A 10,301-nucleotide genomic window follows, 5' to 3' on the forward strand; every position below is an offset into this window, starting at 1 on the left:
CAGCGCCCCCGCACGCTCGCCCCCGAGCTGGCCGCGCACATCGCCGAGCACATCGACATGCCGGACGACCGCCGCGCCGCCGCGGTGGAGCCGCCTGCCGAGGCCGCCCCGCTGCCCGCCGACCGGTTCCTCGACCGCGAGATCAGCTGGCTGGCGTTCAACCAGCGGGTCCTGGAGCTCGCGGAGGACGAGACGCAGCCCCTGCTGGAGCGGGTGCGCTACCTGGCGATCTTCGCGTCGAACCTGGACGAGTTCTTCATGGTCCGGGTCGCCGGCCTGAAGCGGCGCATCGCCACCGGCCTGGCCGTGACGGCGGCGTCGGGGCTGAGCCCGCGCCAGGTGCTGGAGGCGATCAGCGTCCGCGCGCACGAGCTCGCGGCCCGGCACGCCCAGGTGTTCGCCGACCAGGTGCAGCCGGAGCTGGCGACCCAGGGCATCACCCTGGTGCGGTGGGAGCAGCTGGGCGAGGCCGAGCAGGACCGGCTGCGCAAGTACTTCCGCAAGCAGATCTTCCCGGTGCTGACCCCGCTGGCGGTCGACCCGGCGCACCCGTTCCCGTACATCTCGGGCCTGTCGCTGAACCTGGCCGTCGTGGTGGTGAACCCGTCGACGGGCAAGGAGCACTTCGCGCGGGTCAAGGTGCCGCCGCTGCTCCCCCGGTACATCGCGGTCGACTGGCGCGGCCGGCCGACCGACGCGGCGGGCTCGACCGACCGCGGCCCGATGTCGTTCGTGCCGGTCGAGGACGTGATCGCCCAGCACCTCGACCAGCTGTTCCCCGGCATGGAGGTCAGCGAGCACCACACGTTCCGCGTCACCCGCAACGAGGACGTGGAGGTCGAGGAGGACGACGCGGAGAACCTGCTCCAGGCGATGGAGAAGGAGCTGCTGCGCCGGAAGTTCGGCCCGCCGGTCCGCCTGGAGATCGCGGACTCGATCAGCCCGCGCATCCGGTCGCTGCTGGTCCGCGAGCTCGGCGTCGCCGAGGACGAGGTCTACGAGCTGCCCGCGCCGCTCGACCACACCGGCCTGAACCTCATCGCCGACCTGGACCGCGCGGACCTGCAGTACCCGCGGTTCGTGCCGACGACCCACCGCTTCCTGGCCGAGGTGGAGAGCGCGAACCCGACGGACGTGTTCGCGGCGATCCGCGCGCGGGACATCCTGCTGCACCACCCGTACGACTCGTTCTCGACGTCGGTGCAGACGTTCCTGGAGCAGGCCGCGGCCGACCCGAAGGTGCTGGCCATCAAGCAGACGCTCTACCGGACGTCGGGCGACTCCCCGATCGTGGACGCGCTGATCGACGCCGCGGAGGCGGGCAAGCAGGTGCTCGCGCTGGTCGAGATCAAGGCGCGGTTCGACGAGCAGGCCAACATCGAGTGGGCCCGCAAGCTGGAGCAAGCCGGCGTGCACGTCGTCTACGGCATCGTCGGGCTCAAGACGCACGCCAAGCTGTCGCTGGTGGTGCGCCAGGAGTCGGACGGCCTGCGCCGGTACTGCCACGTCGGCACCGGCAACTACAACCCGAAGACCGCGCGGATCTACACCGACCTGGGCCTGCTCACCTGCGACCCGGACGTCGGGCAGGACCTCACCCGGCTGTTCAACCAGCTGTCCGGCTACGCGCCGAAGTCGCGGTTCCACCGGCTGCTGGTGGCGCCGCGCTCCGTGCGCTCCGGCCTGGTCGAGCGGATCGACCGCGAGGCGCAGGCCGCGCGGGAGGGCCGGCCGGCCTGGATCAAGATCAAGGTCAACTCGATGGTCGACGAGGAGACCATCGACGCCCTGTACCGGGCGTCGCAGGCGGGCGTGCCCGTGGACCTGTGCGTGCGCGGCATCTGCGCGATGCGCCCCGGCGTGCCGGGGCTGTCCGAGACCGTGCGGGTGCGGTCGATCCTGGGCCGGTTCCTGGAGCACTCCCGGGTGTTCGCGTTCGCCGCGGACGCCGGGGTCACCGAGGAGGTCGCCGACATCGGCCGCGAGGGCGGGACGCTGCTCCCCGGCCCGGAGGTCTACATCGGGTCGGCGGACCTCATGCACCGCAACCTGGACCGCCGCGTCGAGGCGCTGGTCCGGCTGTCCGACCCGGACCAGGTCGCCGAGCTCGTCGGCCTGCTGGACGAGTCGATGGCCGACACGACCTCGTCGTGGCACCTCGGCGCGGACGGCGCGTGGACCCGGCACGCCCAGGGCCCCGACGGGCCGCTGCGCGACCTGCAGTCGACGCTGATCTACCGCCAGCGCCGCCGCCTGGGCGCGGGCCGGTGAGCGCGGGGCCCACCGCGCTCGTCCGGTCGGCGGGCGCCCTGGTCTGGCGGGTCCGGCAGGGGCGCCTGCAGGTGGTGCTCGTGCACCGCCCCCGGTACAAGGACTGGTCGTGGCCGAAGGGCAAGCTCGAGGCCGGGGAGCACGTGACGGCCGCGGCGGTCCGGGAGGTCGAGGAGGAGACCGGCCTCGAGATCGTGCTGGGCCGGCCCCTGCCCGGGCTGGAGTACGAGCTCGCGGACGGCCGGCGCAAGCGGGTGCACTACTGGGCGGCGCAGGTCGCCGGGCGCCCGGACCGCCCCGCGGTGCACGCGCGCCCGCCGGCCGCGCACGCGTCCAAGGACGAGATCGACGCGGTGCGCTGGGCGGACGCGGACGCGGCCCGCAAGCGGCTGACCCGCGCGGACGACCGCATCCCGCTCGACGCCCTGGTGGCCGCGCACGAGGCGGGCACGCTGGACACCCGCGCGGTCCTGGTCGTCCGGCACGGCCGGGCCAGGAGCCGGTCGTCGTGGAAGGGCGAGGAGGGCACCCGCCCGCTGACCGACGTCGGCCGGCTGCAGGCCGGCGCCCTGGTGCCCGTGCTGTCCGCCTACGGCGTCGCGGACGTGGTCACCAGCCCCTGGCTGCGCTGCTGCGCGACCGTGGAGCCCTACACCACGGCCGCGGGGCTCACCCCCGACCGGCGCGAGCCGCTCACGGAGGCGGAGCACGCCGACTCGCCGGAGAAGACCGCCGAGACCGTGGCCGCGGTGCTGCGCACCCGCTCGGACCTCGCGCTGTGCACGCACCGGCCGGTGCTGCCGACGGTGCTCGACGTCGTGCGGGCGCACGCCCCCGCGGCGGTCCGGCGCCGGCTCCCGGCCGAGAACCCGTACCTGCGGCCCGGTCAGGTGCTCGTGTGCCACGTCGTCCGGGCCCGCGGCGGGGCGCCGGACGAGGTGCGGGTCGAGGACGTCGAGCTGCACACCCCGCTGGGCAGCTGACCCCGCCGTTCACGACGGACGGCGCGCCACCCCTGCCGGGGTGACGCGCCGTCCGTCGTCTGCGGGCCGGGGCTCAGATCGCGGAGCCCTCCAGCGACCCGGTGACCGGCTCCTCGGTCATGAGGATGCACTGCACGACGCGGTCGCCGTTCTCCCAGGACACCTCGCTCGGGGTCAGCGGGCCGGCGCCGAGGGTGGAGGACTCGTAGGCCAGGCCGACGAACGGCTCGAAGGCCTCGACGCAGAACTGCTCCGCCTGCGCGTCGATGTCGGCCGGGTACTCGTCGCCGGACAGGCTCGTCTCCGCGTAGACCTCGCCGTCGTGCTCCTCGGCGCACGGCACCGTCGGCAGGGACTGCACCTGGGTGTCGGTCACGTCGGCGACGCTCAGGCAGTCACCCACCTGGAGGGAGAACACGTCGGCCTCGGCCGCGGCGGTGATCTCGCCGGTCGCCTCGTCGCGCTTGGCCTCGTCCGCCCCGCAGGCGGACAGGGCGAGGGCCGCACCCGCCGCCAGGGACACAGCGGACATCCAGCGCACGGTCAGGTTCTTCGCAGTCATGGTCACGAGTGAATCGTGTGCGCGAGCGGGTGTCCAGTTCGCCCCCGTCCGGGAACGTCCGGGCGGCCGCGTCCCGGTCAGTTGAGGAACGGGCTCAGCATGAAGTACACGAGCGCGGCGACCGCTGCGGCCGCCGGGATCGTGAGCACCCAGGCGATGCCGATGTTCTTGGCGACGCCCCACCGGACCGCGGACAGCCGCTTGGTCGCGCCGACGCCCATGATCGCCGAGGTGATCGTGTGCGTGGTCGACACCGGCGCGTGCAGCACGAACGCGTTGACGTACAGCACCACGGCGGACACGGACTCCGCGACGAACCCGCGGGCCGGGTCGAGCTCGATGATCTTCCGGCCGAGGGTCCGCATGATGCGCCAGCCGCCGGAGTACGTGCCCAGCGAGATCGCCGTCGCGGCCGCGAGCTTCACCCACAGGGGGATGCCCCCCTCCGGGTCCGCCCAGCCGACCGTCAGCAGCGCCATGAAGATCACGCCCATGGTCTTCTGCGCGTCCTGCAGGCCGTGGCCCAGCGCCATCGCGGCCGCCGAGGCGGTCTGCGCGAGCCGGAACCGGCGCGTGGTCCGCGACGGGGACGAGTTCCGGATGATCCAGAGCAGGCCCACCATGACGAAGAACGCGAGGCCGAAGCCGATCAGCGGCGAGAAGATCATCGGCAGGACGACCTTGTCGACGATCGCCGAGCCGTAGATCATCAGCCCGCCGGCGAGGCCGGCGCCCACCAGGCCGCCGATCAGCGCGTGCGTCGACGACGAGGGCAGCCCGAACCACCAGGTGATGAGGTTCCACACGATGGCGCCGACGAGCGCGCAGAGCACGACCACGAGCGCCTGGTGCGACGACGCGTCCCCGAGGTCGACGATCGAGGTGGCGATCGTCTCCGCGACCTCGGTCCCGAGCAGGGCACCGGCGAAGTTCATGACCGCGGCCATCAGCAGCGCGGCGCGCGGCGTCAGGGCCCGGGTGGACACGGACGTCGCGATGGCGTTCGCGGCGTCGTGGAAGCCGTTGGTGTAGTCGAAGCCGAGCGCCAGGGCGACGACGACGACGACGAGCGCGAGTTCCACCGGGGCTCAGGACTCCTTGAGCGCGATGGTCTCGACCATGTTCGCGACCTTCTCGAAGGCGTCGGCGGCGTCCTCGAGCTTCTCGACGACCTCCTTGAGCTTCATCAGGAGGATCGGGTCGGTGATCTCGTCGAACATCTGCGCGAGGAGCTTGCGGTGCGACTTGTCGGCCTGGTTCTCGAGGCGGTTGACCTCGACCCAGTACTCGGCCAGGTTCTCCATCGACCGCAGCCGGGGCATCGCGTCCGCCGTCAGCTCGGCGGACCGCTGCAGCACCTGGACCTGGTCGGACACCCGCGCCGGCAGCTCGTCCAGCTTGTACAGGACGATGAGGTCGGCGGCCTCCTCCATGAAGTCCATGCAGTCGTCCAGCGCCGACGCCAGGCCGTAGATGTCGTCCCGGTCGAACGGGGTGACGAACGTCTGGTTCAGCCGCCGCATGATCGAGTGGGTCGCCTCGTCGGCGAGGTGCTCCACCTCGCTCATCTGCTTGCCGAGCGCCTTGCGGGTCGCGCGGTCCGCGCCCAGCAGCTCGGCCAGCAGGTTGGCTCCGGTGACCAGGTGCGCCGCGGACGCGGCGAGGAGGTCGAAGAACGAGGTGTCGCGCGGGGTGAGGCGCAGGCGCACGGGAGGCTCCGGCAGGAGTTGGGCTTGGTCAGGCACAGGCTAGGGCAGCCGCGGGGTGAACTCACAACCCCGCCGGTGAACCCGGGGTGAACGCACAGCATCCTCAGCGTGACGCACGGCCGCCCGGGGGCGCCTGTGGGACGGAGGTCACAGGCGCGCGCCGGGCGGGGAGGGTGAGGACGCCGGACCGGGAAGCGCCTCTCGGCGCGAGGCCGCTCGGAGCGGCTTGAGTTGGAGCCCGGGGCTACCGCGGCCCGGCGTCGGTGACGAGTTTACGCGTCGGGCGCGGCCGCGTCCTGGTCGGAGCGGGTGAGCATGTTCACGGGCCCGCCGGGAACAACCGCCGCGGGCCTCACTCCAGGGAGCCGGCCCGCCACAGGTGCGCCGCCTGCTCCAGCTCCTCGGCCGTCCGGACCAGCGAGCCCGCGCTCCGGGTGAGCCGCGCCGACGCGTCGTCCCCGGTCAGGTCGAGGTGGTCGGCGTCGAACGCCGCGCCGGTGGCGAGCACCCGGCAGAACGCCGCGCCGCGCTCCAGGGTCACCGCCAGGTCCCCGGTCCACACGCCCGACAGCACCGCGTCGAGCAGCACCCGCAGCTCGTCCGGTCCGGGTGGGCTGACCACGCCGACGACGACGTGGTGCACGGGCGCCGCCTCGAGCCCGAGGCGGTACCGGTCCGCGAGGGTCGCCGGGTCGCGCCGCACCCACTCGCGCAGCACGTACAGCCGCCACAGCGTGCCGGGCAGCGTCGTGGCGGGGCTGTCGGACCACAGCGCGGCGACGACGTCGAGACCCTCCGTCTCGACCAGCCGGACCAGCCGCTCCACCAGGGCCGGGTCCTCCTCGCCCTCCGCGCGGCCCCGGTGCACGATCGCGGCGGCCGTGGTGTGGGCGACCTGCGAGCGCAGGGCGGGGTCCACGTCGCCGGGCAGCTGGTCGGCGTCGCGGGGGTCGAGCATCGCAGGGCGGCGGAACCGCGGGCGGTCGTGGGACGTCACCCGTCGATTGTCCGCCGGATCGGGGCACCCGTCGCGACCGGGGGCCTCGCACGCACCCGTCGTGCGCCGCGGCGCGCGGCGGGTTACGGTTCCCGCCGCGCACCACCGCCCGGCCTTCCGGGTGCGGGATGCGCTGCGCGGGTGAAAGGTGAGTACGCCTCGACCGGCGCCCGACGACGTGCTCCGGCCCAGGTGTTCTTCGCAGGACGAGCGGAGCAAGGAGAAGACGTCATGGCCGAGAGCAGCGCCGGACCCTCGACGGGCAGGCACCCGTCGCACAACAAGGCGATCGGCCTCGCGGTCGCCGCCGCGGTCGGCGGCTTCCTGTTCGGGTTCGACTCGTCCGTGATCAACGGCGCCGTCGACGCGATCCAGGGCCAGTTCGACCTGGGCGCCACCCTGACCGGGTTCGCCGTCGCCGTCGCGCTGCTCGGCTGCGCCGTCGGCGCCTGGGCGGGCGGCCGGCTGGCCGACCACTGGGGCCGCACCAAGGTGATGGTGCTGGGCGCGGTGCTGTTCTTCGTGTCCTCGATCCTGTCCGCGATCGCGTTCAGCGTCTGGGACCTGATCATCTGGCGGATCCTCGCCGGCGTCGGCATCGGCATCGCCTCGGTGATCGCCCCGGCCTACATCGCGGAGATCGCCCCCGCGGCGCTGCGCGGCCGGCTCGGCTCGCTGCAGCAGCTCGCGATCACGCTCGGCATCTTCGCCGCCCTGCTGTCCGACCAGCTGCTGCAGGAGGCCGCGGGCGGCGCGTCCGAGGAGCTCTGGCTGGGCTGGGAGGCCTGGCGCTGGATGTTCCTCGTCGCCGTCGTGCCCGCGGCGGTCTACGGCATCCTCGCGCTGCGCATCCCCGAGTCGCCGCGCTACCTGGTCGCGAAGGGCCGCCGGGACGAGGCGGTCGCCGTGCTGCAGAGCGTGCTCGGTCCCGACGAGGACGCCCGCGAGCGGGTCGCCCAGATCGAGAAGACGATCGAGAAGGACAAGGAGCTCGAGGCGCAGGCCACGCTCCGCGGCCCCCGCTTCGGCCTGCTGCCCGTGGTGTGGGTCGGCATCCTGCTGTCGGTCTTCCAGCAGTTCGTCGGCATCAACGTGATCTTCTACTACTCGACGACGCTGTGGCAGGCCGTCGGGTTCGACGAGAGCCAGTCGTTCCTCGTCTCCACCATCACCTCGGTCACCAACGTGGCCGTCACGTTCATCGCGATCGCGCTCATCGACAAGGTCGGCCGCCGCCCGATCCTGCTCACCGGCTCGGCCGGCATGACGGTGTCGCTCGCGGTCATGGCGCTGGCGTTCACCCAGGCGTCCGGCTCCGGCGAGGACGTGTCGCTGCCGTCGCCGTGGGGCCCGGTCGCGCTGGTCGCCGCCAACGCGTTCGTCGTGTTCTTCGGGGCGTCGTGGGGTCCGCTGGTCTGGGTCCTGCTCGGCGAGATGTTCCCGAACCGGATCCGGGCCGCCGCGCTGGGCGTCGCCGCGGCCGCGCAGTGGATCGCGAACTTCCTCATCACGGTGACGTTCCCGCCGCTGCTCGACCAGTTCGGCGCGACCGGGCCGTACCTGATGTACGCGATCTTCGCGGGCCTGTCGTTCTTCTTCGTGCTCGCCAAGGTGCAGGAGACCAAGGGCGTCGAGCTCGAGGACATGGAGAACCTGCCCCCGGCGCGGAGCCGCGGGGCCCGCACCTGACCCGCGCGTTTGCCAGCGACCGAGCCCCTCGCGGAAACTTCGCGGGGGGCTCGGCCGTTGTCACCGGTGGCCGTCATCGCTCGAAGGGACACGCTGTGGGTACGCCGCACGACCACGCCGCTCGGACCGATGCCGCGCTCGGCGCCCCGGGGGTGACCCGGTGAGCGCCGCGCTCGCCGCGCACGACGTGTGGGCCGGCTACGGCGGCGCCGCGGTGCTCCAGGGCGCCTCGCTGTCCGTCGCCCCGGGGGAGACCGTGGGCCTGATCGGCCGTTCCGGCGCGGGCAAGTCGACGCTCGTCCAGGTGCTGCTCGGCCGGCACAAGCCGACCCAGGGCCGCGCCACGTACGGCGCCCGGCCCGTCACCAAGATGTCCCGCAAGGAGACGAAGGCGTTCCGGTCGACGGTCCGCGCCGTGCACCAGGAGGGCCTGGTCGGCGTCGACAGCCGCACCTCGGTCGCCAAGGTGCTCCAGTCCACGCTGAACGACTCCCGCAAGGCGGGGCGGGCCACCGGCCTGCAGCCCGAGGACGTGCTCGCCCGCGTGGGCCTGGAGCCGCGGTTCCTCGACCGCACGCTGCACTCGCTGTCCGGCGGCGAGAAGCAGCGGCTGGCGCTCGCCGACGCCCTGGCGACGCGCCCCGAGATCCTCGTCCTCGACGAGCCCGCCACCGCGCTCGACCCGGCGCTGCGGGAGGCCGTCGCCGACCAGGTCGCCGCGATCGCCGCCACCGGGGTCGGGCTGCTGGTGGTGTCGCACGACCTGCGGCTCGTCGACCGGCTCGCCGGCACGGTGCACGTGCTGGGCGAGGGCCGGATCGTCGAGTCCGGGACCATGCGGACGCTGCTGTCGGACCCGCAGCACCCGGAGACGCGTGAGCTGGCCGAGGCCTACCCGGAGGCCGTCGGCGCGTTCCGCTGACGGCGCCCGGGGTCAGCGCGCGCCGAGGGTGAGCACCTCCTCGAGCCGCGCCGGCACCGGCCGGGCCTCGCCGCGCACCCCCGCGACGGCGAGCGCCCGCCCGACCTCCGCGGCGTCCACCCCGGCCACCCGCACGGCCCGGCCGGCCACGGTCACCGGGAGCCCCGCCGCGCTCAGCGCGCCGAACGCGTCAGCCCAGTCCGGCGTCGCCACCTCGACCGCGGTCGTCCCGTCCAGCACGTCCGCGAGCGTCCCGGCCGCCACCCGGCGGCCCCGGGACATCAGCACGAGCGCGTCGCACTGCTCGGCCTCCTGCATGTAGTGCGTCGTGACGAGCACCGCGACCCCCGCCTCGGCCTGCTCGTGCACCGTGTCCCACAGCGCCGCACGGGCCAGCGGGTCGACGCCCGACGTCGGCTCGTCCAGCACCAGCAGCTCCGGGGCGTGCGACAGCGCGGCCGCGAACGCGAGCCGCCGTTGCAGGCCGAGCCCGAGCGACCCGACCAGCCGGTCCCGCTCCCCCGCCAGGCCCGCCGGGGGCGCCGGGACCTCGTCCAGGCCGTAGGCCGCCGCCACGAACGCCAGGTTCTCCGCGACGGTCAGGTCCGCCGCCAGGCCGAGGCCCTGCGGGACGTAGCCGATCCGGCGCCGGGTGTCCCGGGACGGCTCGCCGCCGAGGACCCGCACCGTGCCGGACGTCGGGGCGAGCAGGCCGAGGACCGTGCGGATGAGCGTGGTCTTGCCGGCGCCGTTCGCGCCGAGCAGGCCGAGCACCTGCCCGGGGCGGACGGTGAGCGAGACGTCGTCGACGGCGCGGAAGCCGCCGAAGGCGGTGACGACGTGCGCCGCCTCGACCGCGGGCCCGGCGGCCGCGCCGCGCGCGTGCGCCGGGCCGCGCGCGTGCCCCGCGCCGCGCGCGTGCGCCGAGGGGGTATCCGACACGTCGAGGGGGTAGTCGGCGGATGCTCGCTCGACGTGTCGAGTACCCCCTCGGCGTGCGGGGGGCGCGGGGGTGGGGGTGGGGCGGCGCTCCAGGGTCAGCGCGATCACCGCGTCCTCGAGGTCCGCCGGTGCCTCGCCGCCCCCCGGCGCGACCAGCGCGTGCACGGCGCCCCCGCGGCGCCACTCCGCGACCGGCGCCGGGCGCTGGGCCGCCGGGCGCTGGGCC

Annotated in this window: 9 protein-coding genes; 4 read left to right on the plus strand and 5 right to left on the minus strand. The window is 74.1% G+C overall.

From position 1 onward, the window contains the following. Together FA014_RS14505 and FA014_RS14510 are read left to right on the plus strand one after the other, a co-directional pair. A partial coding sequence (locus FA014_RS14505) for an RNA degradosome polyphosphate kinase (protein ID WP_230323176.1) occupies positions 1 to 2,271 on the plus strand: 2,271 nt, incomplete at its 5' end. Then, positions 2,268 to 3,254, plus strand: a complete 987-nt coding sequence (locus FA014_RS14510; RefSeq protein WP_154730367.1) for an NUDIX hydrolase — start codon at positions 2,268 to 2,270, stop codon at positions 3,252 to 3,254. The genes FA014_RS14505 and FA014_RS14510, both read left to right, overlap by 4 nt. A 73-nt stretch (positions 3,255 to 3,327) precedes the next feature. Here FA014_RS14510 and FA014_RS14515 read toward each other — a convergent pair whose 3' ends face one another. The 4 genes from FA014_RS14515 to FA014_RS14530 all read right to left on the minus strand — a co-directional run bounded on the left by FA014_RS14515 (position 3,328) and on the right by FA014_RS14530 (position 6,483). Then, positions 3,328 to 3,816, minus strand: a complete 489-nt coding sequence (locus FA014_RS14515) for a septum formation family protein (RefSeq protein ID WP_230323178.1) — start codon at positions 3,814 to 3,816, stop codon at positions 3,328 to 3,330. A 77-nt stretch (positions 3,817 to 3,893) separates the two neighbouring features. Beyond that, positions 3,894 to 4,898 (minus strand): inorganic phosphate transporter, encoded by a 1,005-nt coding sequence (locus FA014_RS14520; protein WP_154730369.1) that lies wholly within the window; start codon positions 4,896 to 4,898, stop codon positions 3,894 to 3,896. Between the two features lie 6 nt (positions 4,899 to 4,904). Beyond that, positions 4,905 to 5,525 (minus strand): DUF47 domain-containing protein, encoded by a 621-nt coding sequence (locus FA014_RS14525; RefSeq protein ID WP_154730370.1) that lies wholly within the window; start codon positions 5,523 to 5,525, stop codon positions 4,905 to 4,907. A 352-nt stretch (positions 5,526 to 5,877) separates the two neighbouring features. Beyond that, positions 5,878 to 6,483, minus strand: coding sequence for a hypothetical protein (locus FA014_RS14530; protein ID WP_154730375.1), 606 nt, complete (start codon positions 6,481 to 6,483; stop codon positions 5,878 to 5,880). 270 nt (positions 6,484 to 6,753) lie between these two features. Here FA014_RS14530 and FA014_RS14535 point away from each other — a divergent pair, with 270 nt between their 5' ends. Together FA014_RS14535 and FA014_RS14540 are read left to right on the plus strand one after the other, a co-directional pair. Next, positions 6,754 to 8,211, plus strand: a complete 1,458-nt coding sequence (locus FA014_RS14535; RefSeq protein WP_154730371.1) for a sugar porter family MFS transporter — start codon at positions 6,754 to 6,756, stop codon at positions 8,209 to 8,211. A gap of 160 nt (positions 8,212 to 8,371) precedes the next feature. Further along, on the plus strand, positions 8,372 to 9,133 hold the full coding sequence (locus FA014_RS14540) for an ABC transporter ATP-binding protein (RefSeq protein WP_154730372.1): 762 nt from the start codon (positions 8,372 to 8,374) through the stop codon (positions 9,131 to 9,133). A gap of 12 nt (positions 9,134 to 9,145) precedes the next feature. On the opposite strand, the gene FA014_RS14545 is transcribed toward FA014_RS14540, so the two are convergent. Further along, on the minus strand, positions 9,146 to 10,301 hold a 1,156-nt coding region (locus FA014_RS14545; RefSeq protein ID WP_230323177.1), incomplete at its 5' end, for an ABC transporter ATP-binding protein.

Source organism: Cellulomonas hominis (assembly GCF_005239125.1).
In the GTDB taxonomy this organism is placed as follows: Bacteria; Actinomycetota; Actinomycetes; order Actinomycetales; family Cellulomonadaceae; genus Cellulomonas; species Cellulomonas hominis_A.

Bases quoted from the DNA above. Each gene is read 5' to 3' on its own strand.
- FA014_RS14515 (WP_230323178.1), bottom strand. From the start codon at position 3,816: ATGACTGCGAAGAACCTGACCGTGCGCTGGATGTCCGCTGTGTCCCTG.
- FA014_RS14530 (WP_154730375.1), bottom strand. From the start codon at position 6,483: ATGCTCGACCCCCGCGACGCCGACCAGCTGCCCGGCGACGTGGACCCC.
- FA014_RS14535 (WP_154730371.1), top strand. From the start codon at position 6,754: ATGGCCGAGAGCAGCGCCGGACCCTCGACGGGCAGGCACCCGTCGCAC.